Source organism: Paenibacillus tianjinensis (assembly GCF_017086365.1).
Classification (GTDB): Bacteria; Bacillota; Bacilli; order Paenibacillales; family Paenibacillaceae; genus Paenibacillus_AQ; species Paenibacillus_AQ tianjinensis.
In genome coordinates, this window is the sequence record NZ_CP070969.1 from 6,001,435 (window position 1) to 6,020,523 (window position 19,089).

The 19,089-nt window shown below is 52.2% G+C and carries 13 protein-coding genes; 7 read left to right on the forward strand and 6 right to left on the reverse strand.

Annotation, left to right across the window (positions count from 1 at the left end; genetic code table 11):
• Window position 1: 1 nt before the first annotated feature.
• Genes JRJ22_RS27810 through JRJ22_RS27820 form a run of 3 tightly spaced genes read left to right on the forward strand, consistent with a single transcriptional unit; the run spans window position 2 to window position 2,557 of the window.
• Window positions 2–709: a Crp/Fnr family transcriptional regulator gene (locus tag JRJ22_RS27810; protein ID WP_206102413.1), complete on the forward strand. Its 708-nt coding sequence runs from the start codon at window positions 2–4 to the stop codon at window positions 707–709.
• Between the two features lie 32 nt (window positions 710–741).
• Window positions 742–2,133 (forward strand): aldehyde dehydrogenase, encoded by a 1,392-nt coding sequence (locus tag JRJ22_RS27815; RefSeq protein WP_206102414.1) that lies wholly within the window; start codon window positions 742–744, stop codon window positions 2,131–2,133.
• Between the two features lie 40 nt (window positions 2,134–2,173).
• Window positions 2,174–2,557 (forward strand): RidA family protein, encoded by a 384-nt coding sequence (locus tag JRJ22_RS27820; RefSeq protein ID WP_206102415.1) that lies wholly within the window; start codon window positions 2,174–2,176, stop codon window positions 2,555–2,557.
• 89 nt (window positions 2,558–2,646) lie between these two features.
• On the opposite strand, the gene JRJ22_RS27825 is transcribed toward JRJ22_RS27820, so the two are convergent.
• Window positions 2,647–5,601: an ABC transporter substrate binding protein gene (locus JRJ22_RS27825; protein ID WP_206102416.1), complete on the reverse strand. Its 2,955-nt coding sequence runs from the start codon at window positions 5,599–5,601 to the stop codon at window positions 2,647–2,649.
• A gap of 290 nt (window positions 5,602–5,891) precedes the next feature.
• Between JRJ22_RS27825 and JRJ22_RS27830 the strand changes: the two genes are divergently transcribed.
• Together JRJ22_RS27830 and JRJ22_RS27835 are read left to right on the forward strand one after the other, a co-directional pair.
• Window positions 5,892–6,869, forward strand: coding sequence for a LacI family DNA-binding transcriptional regulator (locus JRJ22_RS27830; RefSeq protein ID WP_206102417.1), 978 nt, complete (start codon window positions 5,892–5,894; stop codon window positions 6,867–6,869).
• Between the two features lie 151 nt (window positions 6,870–7,020).
• Window positions 7,021–7,479, forward strand: a complete 459-nt coding sequence (locus JRJ22_RS27835) for a DinB family protein (protein ID WP_206102418.1) — start codon at window positions 7,021–7,023, stop codon at window positions 7,477–7,479.
• A gap of 100 nt (window positions 7,480–7,579) precedes the next feature.
• Here JRJ22_RS27835 and pgmB read toward each other — a convergent pair whose 3' ends face one another.
• From pgmB to JRJ22_RS27860, 5 genes are all read right to left on the reverse strand, one after another.
• A complete protein-coding gene (gene pgmB / locus JRJ22_RS27840; RefSeq protein WP_232380977.1) occupies window positions 7,580–10,588 on the reverse strand; it encodes a beta-phosphoglucomutase in 3,009 nt (1,002 codons plus the stop codon).
• Window positions 10,589–10,613: 25 nt separating this feature from the next.
• Window positions 10,614–11,705, reverse strand: coding sequence for a carbohydrate ABC transporter permease (locus JRJ22_RS27845; protein ID WP_206102420.1), 1,092 nt, complete (start codon window positions 11,703–11,705; stop codon window positions 10,614–10,616).
• A complete protein-coding gene (locus tag JRJ22_RS27850) occupies window positions 11,705–12,823 on the reverse strand; it encodes a carbohydrate ABC transporter permease (RefSeq protein WP_206102421.1) in 1,119 nt (372 codons plus the stop codon). The genes JRJ22_RS27845 and JRJ22_RS27850 overlap by 1 nt, the downstream gene beginning before the upstream one ends.
• Before the next feature lie 261 nt (window positions 12,824–13,084).
• Window positions 13,085–14,515 (reverse strand): ABC transporter substrate-binding protein, encoded by a 1,431-nt coding sequence (locus JRJ22_RS27855; protein WP_206102422.1) that lies wholly within the window; start codon window positions 14,513–14,515, stop codon window positions 13,085–13,087.
• 442 nt (window positions 14,516–14,957) lie between these two features.
• Window positions 14,958–15,962, reverse strand: a complete 1,005-nt coding sequence (locus JRJ22_RS27860; protein ID WP_206102423.1) for a LacI family DNA-binding transcriptional regulator — start codon at window positions 15,960–15,962, stop codon at window positions 14,958–14,960.
• Window positions 15,963–16,610: 648 nt separating this feature from the next.
• On the opposite strand from JRJ22_RS27860, the gene JRJ22_RS27865 reads away from it, so the two are divergent.
• On the forward strand, window positions 16,611–17,654 hold the full coding sequence (locus tag JRJ22_RS27865; RefSeq protein WP_206102424.1) for an LLM class flavin-dependent oxidoreductase: 1,044 nt from the start codon (window positions 16,611–16,613) through the stop codon (window positions 17,652–17,654).
• 452 nt (window positions 17,655–18,106) lie between these two features.
• A complete protein-coding gene (locus JRJ22_RS27870) occupies window positions 18,107–19,078 on the forward strand; it encodes a hypothetical protein (protein ID WP_206102425.1) in 972 nt (323 codons plus the stop codon).
• Window positions 19,079–19,089: the final 11 nt, after the last annotated feature.

Consider the following 19,089-nt stretch of genomic DNA (forward strand, 5'->3'; position numbering starts at 1 on the left):
GATGAAGCCGGATCCTGCTGTACTGCAGTCCTGTCTGCTGTTCCGGGGCAAGCCTGTAGAAGAGATTGAAGCTCTGCTGCAAAAGATGCAGTACTCCATTTCTTCCTACCAGAAGAACATGCTAATCTTCGCCGAGGGCGACACTGCGGACCGGATCGGAATCATCCTCTCCGGGCGGGTCGAGGTTCAGAAGACCCATCCCACCGGCAGCAGCGTGACTATCGCCCATTTAAATGCGGGGCAAACAATCGGGGAAGCCGTACTGTTCCGCAGAGAAAATATAGTCCCGGCTACTGCCACAGCTACAGGCCCCTGCTCTATCCTGTTTATAGGTAAACAGGAGCTGCTGAGGCTGTTCACCACAGATACAGACATGCTGACCCGCTTCATTGAGAATCTGTCTGAACGGCTGGTGCTCGTGAACCGCAAAATCGAGATGCTGTCCGCAGGCCCGCTGCGGCGGCGGATGATTTACTTTCTGCTGGAGCAGGCCATGCAGCAAGCTTCAGATATCATCTCCCTGCCGTTCAGCCGCAAGGAGTGGGCAGAGCATTTGAATACAGCGCGTCCTTCACTGTCCCGTGAAATGGGCTACTTGCGCGACATCGGCTGGATTGAGTTCAAAGGCAGCCGGATTTCCCTGCTGAACCGTGAGGCTATGAATGACTACATCCGCACCGACAGTGCTGATTCCGGCAAAGAGAAATAACCATTCGTTTCATCCCATTGGAGGGATCAGTTATGCCTGAAGTTAACGAGCAGGACATCGGCCTTATGCTGGCCGAGCATAGACAATTTTTCAACAGCGGGGTGACCAAGGAGACGGCCTTCCGGCTTCGTCAGCTGCAGAAGCTGGGAGACGCCATCCGCAGGCACGAATCCCGGATCATCAAGGCGCTGCATCAGGATCTCCGCAAAAGCGAGTTCGAAGCCTACGCCACGGAAATCGGCTTCACGCTGGACAGCATCGGCTATATGATGAAGCATCTCAAGCGGTGGATGAAGCCTGTCAAGGTCCAATCTCCACTGCACATGTTTCCGTCGAAAAGCCTGATCATCAGTGAGCCTTACGGCACCGTACTCATTATCGGCCCGTTCAATTATCCGTTCCAGCTGCTGATCGAGCCGTTGATCGGGGCTATCACCGCCGGCAACTGTGCAGTTCTGAAGCCGTCGGAGAGCACACCGGCCGTTTCGGCCGTGATCGAGGAATTGATCAAGGAGACCTTCGAGCCCGGCTATATCCGGGTAGTGCAAGGCGAGAAGGAAACGACCAATCTGCTGATCCACGCGAGGTTTGACTATATTTTCTTCACCGGCAGTGTACCCGTCGGCAAAATTGTCATGGAAGCCGCCGCCAAGCAGCTTGTTCCCGTCACCCTGGAGCTGGGCGGCAAAAGCCCGGTCATTGTCGATAAAACGGCCAATCTGGAGACGGCTGCCAAGCGGATCGTCTGGGGGAAGCTAATCAATGTGGGGCAAACCTGCATCGCGCCGGATTACCTGCTGGTTCACAGGGAGGTTGCCGCGAAGCTGATCTCCCTGATGAAGCAATCCATCAGGGCCTTTTACGGCGAGAATCCCCGCAGCAATCCGGATTACGGGCGGATCGTGAACGAACGCCAGCTGAGGAGAATCGCCGGAATGATTGAAAGGGACCGCCCCAAGATTATTGCGGGCGGCACAGTTGAGCCCGAGGATCTGTACATTGAGCCTACCCTGCTCTACCCGGCTGCTTGGAGTGATGCCGCGATGGAGGATGAAATCTTCGGACCCGTGCTGCCAATTATCGAATTTGGCCGGCTGGAGGAAGCGATCAGCAGCATCAATCAGCATCCGAAGCCGCTGGCCCTTTATCTGTTCACCGAAGATAAGCAGGTGGAGCAGCAGATACTGGGCAGTGTATCCTTCGGGGGAGGCTGCGTGAATGACACGATCAGCCATGTCGCCAGCTCCCGCCTGCCGTTTGGCGGTGTCGGCAATTCCGGCATCGGCGGATATCACGGCAAGCACAGCTTTGACCTGTTCTCCCACCGCAAGAGCATCGTCAAAAGAAGCTCAAGAGTCGATTTCGGCATTGTGTACCCGCCTTACGGCAATAAAATTAAGCTGGTTCGCAAGCTATTGAAGTAGAAGACCCTGAGAATATTTCAATGGAGAGTGAGGGGATACGATGGAGCGCAGACAGATATTTACAGGTTCGCCTTGGGAGTCCGTTGTAGGATATTGCCGGGCCATCCGCATCGGGAACCGAATTGAGGTGGCCGGAACTACGGCAATGCGGGATGGAGAAGTTGCCTTTGAAGGCAATCCTTACGGGCAGACCAAATTCATTCTGCAGACGATTGAGAAAGCACTGAATGAACTCGGCGCTGACCTCTCTCAGGTCGTCAGAACAAGAATGTTTGTTACGGATATCTCGAAATGGGAGGAATACGGCAAAGCGCACGGTGAATTCTTCAAAAACATCCAGCCGGTCGCGACCATGGTTGAGGTTAAGTCGCTTATCGATCCCCGGCTGCTGATTGAAATTGAAGTAGAAGCTGTAGCACAGTAAAACAAGGAACATTAAAAGGCGGCCATCCTGACCAGGGATAGCCGCCTTTTAATGTATATAAATAATGCATTCCCCCCGGAATCCCCGCCTCAGCCGGCCCGTCTGCCCTTTACCCAGTCTGCTACATCCTGCTGCGGAATCGGCTTGCTGATGAAGTAGCCCTGGATTTTGTCACAGCGGGTCCGTTCCAGAAAGGCGAGCTGCTCCGGCGTTTCCACTCCTTCGGCGGTGACGTTCAGCCCCATGTCATGCCCGATCGTGACGATGGACCGGGCGAGTGACATGTTGTTAGGCGTATCGATACTGTCGATGAACGACTTGTCGATCTTCAGCGTCGTGATCGGCAGCTGCTTCAAATAACTGAGTGAGGAATAGCCTGTCCCGAAATCGTCCAGGGCGATGCCGATCCCCTTCTCCTTCAGCGACTCCAGCTTCGTGCTGATGGCTTCAAAGGATTCCATGAAGATCGACTCCGTAATCTCCAGCTCCAGGTATTCCGGGGGCAGGCCGGTCTCTTGCAGAACCCCCAATACCATATCCGTGAAATCATCCAGCATCAGCTGAATCACCGAAATATTCACCGAGATATGGTATCCCTCATAGCCCTGTCCATGCAGATCCTTAATGAACTGGCAGGCCGTACGGAGCACCCATTCCCCGATCGGCACAATGAGCCGGCAGTCTTCGGCGATCTTAATGAACGACAGCGGTGATACAAAACCAAGCACCGGACTGTTCCAGCGGATCAGGGCCTCGAACCCCCAGATTCCGCCTGAAGCGGTATCCACCAGCGGCTGATAGTGCAGCGACAGCTCCTGATTGGCAATTGCATTTCTGAGATGCGATTCAATTACCATACGTTCATCAAAATGCTGCTGCATATCCCGTCCGTAGATGACATACGTCCCTTTACCTGCTTCTTTTGCTTTATACATCGCAATATCCGCATTCTTCAGCAATTCCTCTGCATTGCCCCCATTATCCGGATATTGGGCAATTCCGATACTTGTGGAAATATGTACAATGCTGTCGTCAAGCTGGAACGGCTCCTTAAAACCCTGCACCAGGGCATTCGCGTAGGCAGTGACTTCTTCAAAACCCCTGCTGTCCTGGAACAGAATGACGAATTCATCACCGCCGAACCGGAAATGCCTGCTGCGGCTATCTGACAGTTCCAGCAGCCGCTCGCCGACCTTCACCAGCAATTCATCCCCAAAGGTATGCCCCATCGTATCATTGATATATTTGAAATTATCGATGTCGAGGAAGAACAGCGCCGCGTGGCCGCCTGAATGATCCCTGATGAACTTCTCCAGCGCTTCAGTCAGGGACAGGCGGTTCGGCAAACCGCTAAGCACATCGTTATAAGCCAGCTGCCGGTACTTCTCTTCACTGGTCTGCAGCAGCTCCTGGTTCTCCACCACTTTGTTGTACTGCTCCATCAGCTCATCCTGCAGTGCCGTAAGCTCCTCGTAGGTAGACTCCAGCTCCTGATAACTCATCTGCAGCTTGCTCTCGTATCCTTTGCGGTCCGTAACATCAACCATGGAGCCGGCAAAACGGACGAAGCCGCCGCTGGCGTTGCGCAGTACCTTGCCCCGGGCCTGGAACCACTTATATTCGCCCGATTTGCTCCGCATCCGGAATTCACTGTAATAATAAGAGGTTCGGCCCTCCAGATGCTGGGTGCGCTGGCGGTTCTCCTGGTCTGCATCCTCGGGATGAATGAGATCTCTCCATCCGCCATGACTTTCACCTACTTCATCCCGTTCGTATCCGAGCAGCTCATACCAGCTGTCAGAGAAATAGTAGACCATGGTCGACATATCGACATCCCAGATTACCGCATCCGAGGCATAGGTCGCCAGATCGAAGCGCTCGTTGCTTTTCTCCAGATTATTGCGGATCCGTTTAACAAGCTGTACGTAAAACAACAGAATTAAAATAAAGGCCAGCAAGACCGCAAACGCAGCGATGATACTGAGCACCAGCTCCTTGTAAGTCTCATAGAAAGAAAACGGCTTGTTAATGACCTCGCTGCCCTCCGGCAGCTTTTTCAGGGAAACATGGAACCGCTGCAGTTCGATGTAATCAAAAACATTGCGGACGCTGCTGTTGTTGACGACCGGGATATGTTCCGGGCGCTCACCCTGCAGAATCCGCACGGCCAGGCCGGCTGCAGTCTGCCCCTGGATTATTCCGCTGATCAGACTTCCGCCAAAAGCTCCGTGATTCAAACCGAAATCATAGATATGATACACCGGAACACTGCTGCTCTTGCCCAGCTCACTTGAGAACCGGTCAAATTCAGTCGTTATTCCGGTCGAGTCACTAAAATATGTAGTCATAAGCACAATACTGTCTGATGGAAGGGCCGAGACTTGATCTAGAATCTGTTGTCTGGAGAGGCGATTCATCGGATAGAGCTTCAGCTCCGGATGAAGTGACGAAATCTGGTCCATCACCATTTGACCGGTGGAGAGTCCGCTTTCCGAATTGTCATACAAGACATATACTTTACGGAGAGACGGATTGATTTCCAGCGCCATTTGAACCGTATGGACAGGCTTTATCTTTTCGATGACACCGGTAATGTTGTTCAAATCATGCAAACCCTCCACACCCAGCTCGTTAATGCCGCTGAATATGACCGGTGCGTTATCCAGAATTTCTTGGCGGTATTTGATGGCGAAGTTCAGCGCAGCATCATCCGTCGTAATAATGGCATCAATATGCATGGATTGATACTTGAGCTTGATCGTCTGATAGAACTGCTTGAGGTTGTCATTGCCGGGGTATCGTTTCCAATCCATGTACTCACTGTAGATCACAGGCTGTTCGGCCGCACTCTTGAGCCTTTCTTCAATGCCGGCCCCCTGATCGTCTGTCCAGGCAAACCCTTTATGATAGGAATGCAGTACAAGCACATTCTTAGGCGGCAGTTCCTCCGCACCGGCAGACGCCGGCTGATAAAGGACCCCATACAGCATAAGAAATAACAGGAACCCCTTGAATACCTTGAGATGAGTTTTTCTTAAGCCCATAAGTACACTCCCATTCATCGATCCCAAAGTTAAAACCGGAAGATTTCGACAATAATTAATTCGTTGAAACCCTTTTTCCATCCTCTTTTGTTTGAAAAAAGCGTTAACATTCACTGTAACTGGGCTATGCTACCTATTAATAGGACTGTCTGCTTTAATTATATGGGCAAACGCTGATTTTTGAAATCATTAATAGGATGAAATAGGCCAGTCCGGGATAGACACTGTGCCGGCACTCGCATTAGAATTAATTTGGTTAGAAATCCCCTTAGGGACAGGAGGCTAACAATATGCCTACAATTAAAGATGTAGCACTAAAGGCAGGCGTTTCGGTCACCACCGTATCCCGGGTGCTCAACAATAGGGGGTATCTAAGCGAGGGACTGAAGAAAAAGGTTCTGCTGGCAATGGATGAACTGAACTACCGGCCTAATGAGCTGGCCCGTTCGCTCAGCCGTTCAAGGTCCAATATTATTGGACTGATCATTCCCCATGTCTCGCATCCTTTCTTCGGTGAACTTACGGGCTATATTGAGGAGCACGCCTACCGTAACGGCTGCAAGCTCCTGCTCTGCAATTCCTGGCAGGATAAACACAAAGAGCTGGAATATATCGATATGCTGCGATCCAGCCGGGTCGACGGGATTATTATGGGCAGCCATACGCTGGAGGTGGAGGCTTACCAGCAGATGAACCTGCCCCTGGTCACCTTTGACCGGCAGATTTCACCTGATATTCCTTATGTATGTTCAGATAATTACCTTGGCGGCCAATTGGCTACGACTTTATTAATTGAAAAAGGCTGCCGGAATATCGCCCATATCGGCGGACATCCCGGCCTGAATATATTATCAGGGCTCCGTGCGGAGGCTTTTGCCGATACCGCAGCTGCACATCATGTTCAGCATACATTGCTGCATACAGATGATAACAGCTTTGATGTCGCAGCGTATGAGCGGCTGCTTGCACAATTATTCCGTGAACAGCCCGGGATTGACGGGATCTTTGCCGGCAGCGATATGATCGCCGCCTATGCCCTTAAGGCCTGCATGGAGCGCGGCAGAAGGGTGCCCGGAGATGTGAGGATTGTCGGATATGATGGCATTGCGCTGCGCAATATGCTCGGACTTCCGCTCAGCACGATCCGCCAGCCGATAGAAGCGATGGGCAAGCTGGCCGTGGAATTAATTATCCGGCAAGTGCATGGAGAGAGCGTCTCCGCAGAGTACATACTGCCTGTTGAACTGGAAGAAGGCGCTACGACATAAGAACTGCCTGGCCGGTTACCAGAAGCAGTTGTGTCCATCTCACCATGCTAGAGCCTGCTTCGACAAAATATGAGCTTTAGTCGTCTACTAGGCAACCACTCCTATTTACTGGGAGCTGCACAACAATATATGTGAGAGGTAGTGATGATTCATGATCGGGTCTACGATTTCAGAACTGAAGCGGCTGTTGACCGCTGTTCCCGAGGCTTTTGCCCGGCTGGATGCTGCAGACGCAGCCGCACCGCGTCCGGGGCGCAAATGGTCCAAGCAGCAGCTGCTCGGCCATCTTTGCGACTCGGCGCTCAACAATCTGTCCCGCTTTATCAGAGTGCAGTACGAGCCTCAGCCGCTGAGCCTTGCCCTCTACGACCAGAATGAATGGGTAGCCGCCCAGCAGTATGCCGGCACCCCCCGGGAAGAGGTCCTATCGCTCTGGATTAGTCTCAACCAGTCCGTCCTGCGGGTGATATCTGGCCTCTCCCCTACTCAGCTTGAGCTTGTGTTCCGGCTTGAAACTGGCGAAACGGTTACCCTGCAGTGGCTGATTGATGATTATCTGAACCATATGAAGCATCATCTGGGACAGATTTTTCCTGATACAGAGGTATAAGCTGTGCCCTTATCCATCTAATCGTGCAATATAACAACAAAAGCCGCGGTTTCTCCCTTAAGGAGAATCGCGGCTTTAGGTTTGTTGTGTAACAGCTCCGTTATTTCCTGAGCAGCTCCAGGAGCCTCTCCAGGGTCAGCTCTGAGGTTGAAGACAGCAGAAGATCAGCTTTGCCCAGCAGCTCCGCGCTGCCGATGCCCACAGCTGTCATACCGGCAGCCTTGATGGCGGCTATCCCCGCCGATGCATCCTCCACACCAATGCAATTGCCTGGTGTTACTCCAAGCAACTCCGCTGCAGTCAGGAAGATTTCCGGGTCGGGCTTGCCCCTGCGCAGCCCGGCCGGATCGGCTATCGCCTGAAACCGGCGGGCAATGCCGAGCCGCTCCAGAATCAGCGGAGCATTCAGGCTGGCCGAGGCCAGTCCTGCATCAATGCCCCGCTGCGCCAGGGAATCCAGCAGCTCCGGGATACCCGGCAGCAGATGTTCTGGCGTGATGCTGCCGATCATCTGCTTGTAGTGATCGTTCTTCTTCTCTGCCAGCCGAAGCCGCTCTGCTTCCGTTAATTGGAGTCCGCTGCCCTCCAGCACAATATCCAGCGATTCCATGCGGCTGACCCCCTTCAGCCGTTCATTCTTCTCACGGCTGAAGGGGATGCCCAGCTCATCGGCCAGGGCCTGCCAGGCTTGGTAGTGAAACTCGGCAGAGTCAGTGATCACACCGTCCAGATCGAAGATTACTGCCTCGAGCTGCCGGGCAAGCGGGACACTCACCGGTTCCTGCGGGAGCAGCGTTAAGATCCGGTCTCTGTGTTTGATCTGAAGGCTGGTGCCTTCCAGAAGTGTATAGACGGCTGCCTCGCTGTCCACGCTGATGTCCAGCAGCTGGCCTCGGACTGTAATCTTGAAGCGGTAGCTCTCCCACTGCTCCGGCAGCGCCGGAGCAAAGCACAGCATCCCATTATACTGCCGCAATCCGCCGAACCCGTTCACAATGGACATCCAGGAACCAGCCATGGCGGCCATATGCAGCCCATCCTTGGCGTTTCGGTTAATATCATCCAGATCCATTCGTACGGTACGGTCGAAGTAGGCATACGCCCCGGCCAAATCACCGATTTCTGCCGAGACGATGCTGTGGATGCAGGGCGACAAAGAGGAGTCATGCGTCGTCAGCGGCTCGTAGTACTTATAATTACGGATTTTATCGGCCAGGCTGAACTTGTCTCCAAGCAGGAACACCGCCATTACCAGATCTGCCTGCTTGAGCACCTGGTGGCGGTAGATCACCAGCGGATGGTAATTGAGCAGCAGCGGATATTTATGAGCAGGCGTATTCTCGAAATCCCACTTCCGCTTCGTCAGGAACGTATCATCCTGTGCATAGATGCCCAGTTCCTCGTCAAACGGAATAAACATCCTGCCGGCGGCTTCCTTCCAGCTCTCCGCCTCTTCCATGGACAGGCCGATTGCCTGCCGGAGCCGCTCGTAATCCTCCGGATATTGCTGCTCCAGCAGCCGGGCGGTCTCATAGGCATAGAGGAATTGGTCCTGAACCATCAGATTGGTGTAGGCATTATTATTTACAATTGCCGTGTATTCATCAGGCCCTGTTACGGCATCGATACAGAAGGCTCCACCCCGCGCCGGATTGAAATGCCCGAGATCCAGCCAGAAGCGCGAGGTTTCAAAGAGAATCTCCGCCCCTTTTCGGACCAGAAAATCGAGGTCTCCTGTTGCCTGCACATATTGCTTGAGCCCATAAGCAATATCAGCATTGATATGTGCCTGGGCCGTACCTGCCGGAAAATAGGCGGAGTTCTCTTCGCCGTCTATCGTTCGCCAGGGATACAGCGCCCCCTTCTGCGACATCACGGCGGCCCGTTCCCGTGCCTTGCCGAGTGTGGCATAACGGAATTCCAGGAGCGCCCGGCTGACTGCCGGCTGTGTGTACGTAAAGAACGGCAGCATGTACATTTCCGTATCCCAGAAGTAGTGGCCTTCGTACCCTTCGCCGGTCAGTCCCTTAGCGGCAATGTTGGTTACGCCATCCCTGCCGGTGGACTGCAGCAGCTGAAACATATTGAAGCGGATGCCCTGCTGCAGTGCGGGATCGCCCTTGATCTCAACATCGGTATGTCCCCAGAACCGGTCCAGATACGCCTGCTGTTCATCCGCCAAGCCGCTGAAGCCATAGGTTTCAGCCATGCTGAGCACCTTAACGCTCCGGCTCTGCAGCTCCTCTTCTGGGTAGTCCTTCGAGGTGTGGTACGTGATATATTTGGTCAATGTCACGGATTCCCCGGTCTGCACCGCAGCCCCGTAACAGACCCAGATCCTCTGGCCGATCAGCTGCCGGCTCAGCTCACGGCCGGACTCAGCCTGCAGCCCATGGCTTACAGCCGTCAGCAGGGCAAACCGGGTATGCCGCGTCCGTTGCCGCATCCAGAGGATGTCCGCCGCTTCGTCATAGCCGGCATCTTCCAGCAGCAGGCTGGGTTCGGCACTCCCCGATCCGAGCCGCGGGTCATCGCTGGCCTCAGTGCGGGTAATCTGCCCGTCCAGCGCAGAGACCAACTGCAGCGTGCCGGAGAAATTCAGCGCCGTCACCTTGTATTCGATCGCAGCCAGGTGCTTGTGCTGCAGGGATACCATCCGCCGGATCATCAGCAGCAGGCGGTGTCCCGCCGGCGATTCCCATTCCACCTCGCGGTGCAGTATACCGCTCTTCATATCCAGCCACCGCCGGTAGCGGTGCACGATCCCGCTGTCCAGCCGGAAGGTATGCCCTTCAATACTCAGCTCTATGATCCGCGCATCGGTTACATTTAGCATCGACTGGTTCCGCGCCGGGAGCCCGAAGGCCCCCTCGGGATATACAATCGGCTCAGAGTCATAGAACCCGTTCAGGTAGTTCCCGGCAACCGAGGTGCCAGCCTTTCCATGGTAGCCTTCCTCGAAATTGCCGCGCATGCCGATATATCCGTTGCCGAGCGCAAACACACTCTCACTCCGCTGATTATTCTCATCCTCAATGGCATCCTCGCCAAGACTCCACTCCCGGTAAGGGTACAACGCCGGCGGATGCTCATATGGCTTCATCTTCATGGTAGTCATTCTCCTCCATTCGCTGCTAACCTTTCACGGATCCGCCCATCAGCCCTCTGACGAAATACTTTTGCAGCAGGAAGAAAATCGCCAGCGGCATCAGCATCGAGATGAATGCAGCGGAAGTCAGCAGATGCCAGTCATTGCCCCGTGAGCCGACCAGATCCGCAATCTTCATCGACATGACCTGAACGGAAGGCTGGTTGCCGATAAAGATCAGCGACACCAGATAATCATTCCATACCCAGAGGAACTGGAAGATGCCGATGGAGGCCAGTGCAGGCACGGACAGCGGCAGAATCAGTCTGCTGAATATCGTGAAATGGCTCGCCCCGTCGATAAACGCCGACTCGAACAAGTCCTTGGGCAGCTGGCTGATAAAGTTATACATAAAGTAGGTAACCAGCGGCAAGCCGAAGGCGGTATGCGCCAGCCAGATACCGAGGTAGCTGCCGTTCAGCCCGAGCGCCGTGTAATCCTTCAGCACCGGAATCAGTGCAACCTGAATCGGAATGACCAGCATGGCTATGATGATCACGAATAAGGTTTTGCGGCCCGGAAAACGCAGCCAGGCAAAGGCATAGGCGGCAAAAGAGGCAATCAGCACCGGAATAACTGTAGCCGGAACTGCTATCGTCAGCGTATTCCAGAACGCCTGCGATAAACCTGTGCCCTTCTGCATCGTTTCACTGCCATCGGCTTCCTTGAGTTTATACTCCTTGCCGGACAGCACATTGTTATAGTTGTCGAGCGTCAGATCAGGCGTTGTCTTCCACCCCTGCTCCTGCACATTAATTGTGCGTGCCCGGCGGTTTTCCCAGATCAGGCGGCTGTCGTCTGCCTTCACGCCCGCTTTTAACTGGTCATCGCTGTAGGTCTTGCCGTTTACCTCAATCGGCCCCCGCAGATCCACCTCCTTGGACAGCTGCAGGGTCTCGCCTGCCGTCCATTCCTGATGGGGGAATACCTTCCACCAGCCGGTCTGCAGAATATCCGCTGCCGGACGGAAGGAGGAAATAAAGAGCCCCAGTGTCGGAAGCAGCCAGATGAAGCAGATGAAGCCGAGTATAAGGTTAACTACCGTTTTGCTGCCTTTTCTTTTCTTTTTGCCGACCATTAGAATCCCCCCTGCTTGCGGAACTGGCGCAGATTAATCAGAATGACAGGCAATACCGCGATCAGGAGCACAATCGCCAGCGTTGAGCCGTAACCGAAATTACGGTACATGAAGAACTGCCGGTAGAACTGCGTCGCTACTACTTCTGTATCGTATTGACCTCCCGTCATCACCATGACGACGTCAAATATTTTCAATGTAAAGACGATGATCGTTGTAGTTACAGTGAGGATGGTTGAAGAGATGAACGGAATCATAATCCCGAAGAAAATCTTCACCTCACCGGCGCCGTCGACGCGTGCTGCTTCGAGAATATCGTCAGGAACGCCTTTGATTGCTGCAGAAAAGATAACCATTGCAAACCCCGTCTGCATCCAGATCAGGATGATAATAAGGAAGAAATTATTCCAGGGCTGCAGCATACTCGTCCAGGCCTGCGGTTCACCGCCGAAATAAGTGACCATCGCGTTCAGCAGTCCGATCTGCTCATCACCCGGCTGATAATAATAGACAAACTTCCAGATAACGCCTGCGGCGACAAAGGAAATGGCCATTGGCATGAAAATGATCGATTTGGCGATTTTCTCGTAGCTGCTGCGGTCGGCCAGAATGGCAATAAGCAGCCCGAAACAGACACAGGCCAGCGTGCCGACAAACACCCACAGCAGATTGTTACGCAGGGCCGTAGCCATCAAGTGGTCGCTGAAGATCGCGGCATAGTTGCTGAGTCCCACGAATTTCTCTGAAGAAGCGTTGAAAAAACTTAAGTATAGGGTCCGCAGCGCGGGCAGGATTAACAGCCAGCCGAGGATTAAGACCGCAGGTCCGATAAAAATATAGGGAAGCACTTTTCTGCGGATATGATCAGGGTACTGTTCAACTGCCCAGGTCAGGGTGTAGTAGATCAGATATACACCCAGCACGCCCCACAGCACAGCCAGAACGGCAGTCAGGAGCGGGTTAAGCGTGGAATCACGGAAAAACATGAAGATCAGCCCGTTAACAACGATGTTTGCGAGCAGCACGCCGATTGATATCAGCACTGCCCTCACGCTGATTCTCTGCTTGGCCTGCGTGCCCGTGACACCGGGCTTCTTCGCCTTTATTTGTGCATCCATAGTAGCTCCTCCTATAAGTTTTGCGCAGCAAAACTTGCCTCGTAAGCATACGCTTGGTTTTGCGCAGCAAAACTTGCCTCGTAAGCATACGCTTGGTTTTGCGCAGCAAAACTTGCCTCGTAAGCATACGCTTGGTTTTGCGCAGCAAAACTCTCTTCGTAAGCGGTCAGACAAATAAAAAGAGGGGCAGGATGTCATTCACAGCGGTCTGCCCCTCTTCCAATCCATGCGTACCGAGATTCGCCTGCCTAACTATTGCTCTTAGTTGTTCCAGCCGGACTGAATCTGTTCCAGCGCCTGATCCAGCGTGGCTGTACCGCTCACGTAGTCCGTCATGCCTTTCCAGAACGTTCCCGCGCCCACTTTACCCGGCATGAGGTCAGAACCGTCGAACCGCAGGGTCGAAGCTTCCTGCACCAGCTTCGCCATCCGGCGGTCAGACTCGGACTGGTACCAGTCGAGCGATGCGTCATTCATTGGAGCGATTACGCCGCCCGATTGTACCCAGCTCTTGATCGATTCGCCGGTGGTGAAGAATTCCATAACCGCACGCACTTCCGGACGGTCGTTGAACATCGCATAGATGTCACCGGCTACGAGTACCGGTTTGCCGTACTGCTCATCGATCGGCGGCAGGTAGAACCAATCATAATCTTCATCAACCTTGGCTGTTTCCGGGAAGAAGCTCGTAATAAAGTTACCGATCAGGTTGAACCAGGCCTTTGGCGGATTCTCGAACATTGGCTTAGGCGCGTCGCCGAACGCTGTAGTTACAATCGATTTGGTGCCGCCATATACATAATCTTTGTTGAGCCAGATCTTAGACATAATTTCTACTGCATTCTTCACCTCAGGAGAAGTAAACGGCAGCTCGCCTTTGACCCACTTGTCATAGTTCTCCGGAGTTGTGGTACGCAGCATGATATTTTCTACCCAGTCGGTTGCCGGCCAGCCTGTAGCTGCACCGCTCTCAATGCCGATCGCCCAGGCCGGATCGCCGTCCTTGGCAATCTGCTCCGTGAGCGCCATCAGTTCATCCCAGGTCTGCGGAACGGTGTAGCCCGCTTCATCAAACTGCTTCTTCGGATACCAGACCAGACTCTTCACATTGCTGCGGTTCCAGATCCCGGCCATGATCTTGCCGTCTTTTCCGTCCATGGTGGACATATCCAGCCAGCTCTTATTGTAATTTGCCTTGAGCTTTTCCTGATCCAGCACACCAGTCAGGTCAACCACCTTGCCGGTTTTGGCAATGGAGGCGAGCAAGCCCGGCTGCGGGAAATCGGCGATATCCGGCGCGTTGCCGCCATCAACCCGGATGTTGATCGTCGCTTCAAACTCTTTGGAGCCTTCATATTGAATATCAATACCGGTTTTCTCTTCGAATTCCTTGATACTGCTCTCAAACTTCACCTGGTCGGCGTCCACAAATGGCCCGAACATCGTTACTTTGGTTCCTTTATATTCACCTTTCATCGCCAATTCCAGCGGGCTTCCGGTTGCTGTGCCTTCCGTGTTATTTGCCGATGATTGGTTGTTATCAGTAGCTGGCGCTTCCGTTGCAGCCGGCGGATCAGTTGGTGCAGCAGCATTATTGTTATTGTTATTTCCGCCGCATCCGCTCAGCATCATGGTGAAGGATAAACACAGAACCATGGCGAGTGACAGTTTACGTCCTGGAGCTTTCTTCATCTTTTCATACATCCCCTTATAATTGTATTAGAGACTGCATTTGTCTGCTGTTTCCGGGAATCTCCCTCGTCCGCCCGCAGAATCACCTCCTTGCAAAGCTTTTCAAAAATGGGTCTATAACCTGGTTTTTGGCTAAATATGCTCATCACCGAGACTTTAATATAACGCTTACATTTCCATATTATCATATAATGTATGCGTTTCCAACTATCACCCCGCATAATTCCCCTTTTTTTTATTTCAATATTTAAATTTAATAGTGAACTGTAGAAAATCCCCTTAAACTGTCGGAATAAATTGGCATTAACCACCGTTAAATCAGGCTTTATTGCGGTAATCCTTACGGAGTGACCATCTGAAAAGCTTTTCATGATCGAATGGAAACGTCCTTGCCATCCTTCTGCAAAGATAGCGGCGTTTCATCTTACAGCCCGGCATCCGATTATTTCTCCCGGGAGGATTCTCTCACAATTAGCTTATGCTCCATTTTTTCTTTCATTACAGCAACACTGCCGGTAGTCAGTAATTCATGCAGCTTCTCGGCGGCACGGTATCCCAGCTGGTAGATCGGTTGGGCGATAGTCGTCAGTTTGGGAATAAACATACCGGACATCCGCAAATTATCAAATCCGATTACAGATACCTGCCCCGGCACCAGGATATTGCGGTCCTTGAGATACGAGATCGTCCCCATGGCGAACTCATCAGCTACACAGAAGACGGCAGTGAGCTCCGGGTAATCGCTGAACAACTCATGCGATGCCTGATAGGCATGCTCAAAACGGTGGTTTGCGTACTTGATCTTCTCCACATTCCGCTCCAGCCCGGATTCCGTAAGCGCTCTGACAAACCCGGCAACACGCGGTGGTCCGGATACCGAATTGTCGTGATTGAAGCCGATCATCCCGATTTCCTTGTGTCCAAGCTCGATAAGGAACTTCACGGCCTCATAAGCCGCCAGCTCATCATCAACCTCTACAGAGGGTACCTCGTATTCATCAGAATGCGACGACACCAGCACAAAAGGAATTCTGCAATCCACCAGCTTCTCATAATACTCCGGATAGAGCACATCACTGGCGAACACGATCCCATCCACCTGCTTCTCATGGAAAGTATCGATATAGGACAGCATCCGCTCCTTATCACGGTCGGTATTGCAGATCATCAGGCTGTAGCCGAGCTTAATGCAGGCATCCTGCATTCCGCGGATCACACCTGCAAAATACAAGTTCTCAATATCGGGAATAAGCAGACCCAGTGTAAAAGACTTCTTGTAAATTAACCCGCGCGCAAATGCATTGGGCTGATACTTCAATTCCTTAATGGCCTCAATGACCCTGTCGCGCTTGCCCGGTACTACCGTCTCCGGCGCATTCATAACCCGGGATACGGTACTGATCGACACCTCCGCTAATCTGGCGACATCTTTAATCGTTGGTTTCATAGACGTAACTTCCTTTTTTAGAAAAGCTTTTCAAAACGATTATAGCAAGGCCTTCGTAAATTGACAACAGAATTATTTAACCGCTTACATTTTTATTTTATGAAGCTTATAGAGCTATTTCAATGCCCTTTCTATTGAGTAGAGCTACAATTTAATGGACCAAGTCCTTCATCTTTGAAAAGCTTCTCAAATTTGCTTCTGCGGCTGGCTGAAAGACCCGTCTGGCGTGTCAAGGCTCGCTTGGACGAGCTGGCGGATGCTTAGCTAACCTTTCCTTGATCTCAGTAGTTGGAATTTCTCCATCTAATTTCTTCTCTATGGATCAAAGTCAGCAGATTACAGGCATTTAGCTGGAGGAATTCCACCTATATTCTGCTTTTAGGCGAAAATGGATGAATTAGTTGGAGGTTTTCTCACTGGGCTTTTGGCAGGAAACTCCAGTCATTCTGATAAGCCAGTCCATCAGCCGCAGTACTATTCATAGAGCATACGCAGTAACATATCCAAAACTGTATTATAGACCTCTTTGCTTCTCGCTTTCTTACTCACTTCCCGACGGACACAAACTTACTTAAAGTGTGTAAATAATATTATTTCATGTTATAATTGCCGGGTAGATCAATTCATAGCTGCAAATACTGCTGTAAGATGCTTAAGCCTATAACTGGAGGGATTATTGTGAAACAACTGCGGGACATTCCCATTTCCGTGCTGGATCTCGCTCCGATTGTGGAGGGCGGAACAGCTGCGGATTCACTGCATAACACATTAGATTTAGCACGCCATGCCGAGGGTTGGGGTTACCATCGCTATTGGCTGGCGGAACATCATAATATGACCGGAATTGCCAGCTCGGCTACCTCTGTGGTTATCGGGCATGTGGCTGCCGGAACCAAGAGTATCCGTGTGGGTTCCGGGGGCATCATGCTCAGTAACCATGCGCCGCTCATGATCGCTGAGCAGTTCGGAACACTGGAATCCCTGTTTCCGGGACGTATTGATCTCGGACTTGGCCGGGCACCCGGCTCCGACCAGGCGGCTGCAAGAGCACTGCGGCGCGGCCTCGGCAGTGACGGCAGCGAATTTCCTGAGCAGCTGAGTGAGCTTAGAGCCTACTTCGATCCGAACGGCGCGGGTTCACGTCCGCTCGGGGTGCGTGCTACACCAGGCGAAGGCCTCAACGTACCGATCTGGCTGCTCGGATCAAGCGGATTCAGCGCACAGCTTGCGGGTCAGCTGGGTTTGCCGTTTGCTTTTGCCAGCCACTTTGCACCGGATTATCTGCTGCCGGCACTCCATCTATACCGCAGCAGCTTCAAGCCGTCAGCTGCACTAGACAAACCGCATGTTATGGTCGGTCTTGGCATTACCGCCGCAGACACAACTGGAGCAGCACGCTGGCTGGCCACTTCCCAGCAGCAGCAGTTCCTTAACATTATCCGCGGCCGCACCGGCAAGCTCCAGCCACCGGTTGATGACATGGAGAGCCTATGGTCTCCCCAGGAAAAAGCTCTCCTGCTCGATAAGCAGAAGTATTCCATTGCTGGAGACAAAGCATATATCAAGGAGCGTCTCCTGCAGGTGCTTGAGGAAACCGGGGCGGATGAATGGATTATTGCCTCGCAGATTTATGATCATACAGCACGGTTACGTTCCTACGAGCTGGTAGCTGAACTAATCAAGGACAACTAAAACAATTTTTCGCTTGAATCATTAACAAGGAGATTACCGGGGGATAGGGAATTATCACTTCCTTCCGAATAATCTCCTTTTTTTCGTGTTTTGTTCTTAATAAAAAACCTTAATTTTAGATATAACCAAAGAAATAATTAGAAAACTGAAGCTATACCCTGATATTACCCTGAAATTATATATATATTGCTCATTTTCAATGATTTGAGGCGCTCCTATCGTTTTTGTTTATTTAAATTATTGATTATACTGTAATTATTCGTTATAACGAACATACATATGACCATACTATCTATAAGTACTGTTTCAATAGGCCGCAACACCTCAAACATAGTAGTCCTCCAAAATACCACTTATATCGACATGGTGTGGGGAAACAGCTTAGATCCGGCGGATTCTTGTCGGGCTGTGCGGGGGCAGCGTTGCTTTCCAGAAGAAAGGGGCGGAGGAAAGTGAAGAAAAGATATCATATGACCATAATTGGCGCCTACATTCTAATTGTTCTGATCGGCGTTATCTGGCATGCCGGAGGTGTAAGTGCAGAGGACACAATTAAACTCACTGTCAATTCGCATACGAAAAGTACCGCCATTATGAGTAATATGCAGCCGGGGGACAAGAGTGCCTCAGAATATACGGTTATTAACGAAGGGTCAGAGCCGTTTGATTACTTTGTAGACTTCGAATTTCTCTCCGGAGACGTGGAATTGTACAATATTCTGCAAATGACGCTGCAAAAAGAGGGAGTAATCCTCTATTCCGGAGTGATGAGCCAAGCGGAAGGCCGCGTTGCCATAGGGTCACTCCCCGGTGGCGGTACGGAAGCGATTCAAATGGATGTCGTATTTCCCGCTGAGGCAGGCAATGAGTTCCAGGGGAAGAAGGTTGGCGTTGCCTTTAACTTCGCTGCCTCCGCTTCACCGCAGCCGTCAACTGAGCCTAGTCCTACACCTTCGGCTTCAGCTTCGGCTTCACCGGGGCCATCGGATGGAGCTAGTCCGACACCTTCCAGTTCCGCTTCACCGGAGCCGTCAAGCAGCCCTAGCAGCGCACCGACATTTACATCCATCCCTGGCGGTTCGCAACCACCATCGTCATCGCCTGCTCCGTCAGCAACTCCGGCTGTGATAGCTACACCGGGGACAGATGAAGTTACTGTTACTGATGCACCTGTTCCGCTCGGCGGCGACAATGCTCAAGCAACACCTTCTCCGGAGTCAGGAAGCATCGCTGCCGGCAGTTCGCCTACTCCTTCTTCCGATCCCGGGGTGACGGTGGATGATGACGAGCTCCCGCTCTCCGGACCTGACGGCGGTGACACACTACCCGATACGGCAGAGCCGTGGTATAACCTGATCTTAATCAGTATGGCGGTAGCGATCCTTAGCATCATCGTGCTGCGCAGACTGAATTCGAAGAAATAAGCCTAAGGGCT

Bases quoted from the DNA above. Each gene is read 5' to 3' on its own strand.
- JRJ22_RS27860 (WP_206102423.1), bottom strand. From the start codon at position 15,962: ATGAAACCAACGATTAAAGATGTCGCCAGATTAGCGGAGGTGTCGATC.
- JRJ22_RS27825 (WP_206102416.1), bottom strand. From the start codon at position 5,601: ATGGGCTTAAGAAAAACTCATCTCAAGGTATTCAAGGGGTTCCTGTTA.
- JRJ22_RS27815 (WP_206102414.1), top strand. From the start codon at position 742: ATGCCTGAAGTTAACGAGCAGGACATCGGCCTTATGCTGGCCGAGCAT.
- JRJ22_RS27855 (WP_206102422.1), bottom strand. From the start codon at position 14,515: ATGAAGAAAGCTCCAGGACGTAAACTGTCACTCGCCATGGTTCTGTGT.
- JRJ22_RS27835 (WP_206102418.1), top strand. From the start codon at position 7,021: ATGATCGGGTCTACGATTTCAGAACTGAAGCGGCTGTTGACCGCTGTT.
- JRJ22_RS27820 (WP_206102415.1), top strand. From the start codon at position 2,174: ATGGAGCGCAGACAGATATTTACAGGTTCGCCTTGGGAGTCCGTTGTA.
- JRJ22_RS27850 (WP_206102421.1), bottom strand. From the start codon at position 12,823: ATGGATGCACAAATAAAGGCGAAGAAGCCCGGTGTCACGGGCACGCAG.
- pgmB (WP_232380977.1), bottom strand. From the start codon at position 10,588: ATGAAGATGAAGCCATATGAGCATCCGCCGGCGTTGTACCCTTACCGG.
- JRJ22_RS27810 (WP_206102413.1), top strand. From the start codon at position 2: ATGAAGCCGGATCCTGCTGTACTGCAGTCCTGTCTGCTGTTCCGGGGC.
- JRJ22_RS27830 (WP_206102417.1), top strand. From the start codon at position 5,892: ATGCCTACAATTAAAGATGTAGCACTAAAGGCAGGCGTTTCGGTCACC.
- JRJ22_RS27845 (WP_206102420.1), bottom strand. From the start codon at position 11,705: ATGGTCGGCAAAAAGAAAAGAAAAGGCAGCAAAACGGTAGTTAACCTT.
- JRJ22_RS27865 (WP_206102424.1), top strand. From the start codon at position 16,611: ATGCTTAAGCCTATAACTGGAGGGATTATTGTGAAACAACTGCGGGAC.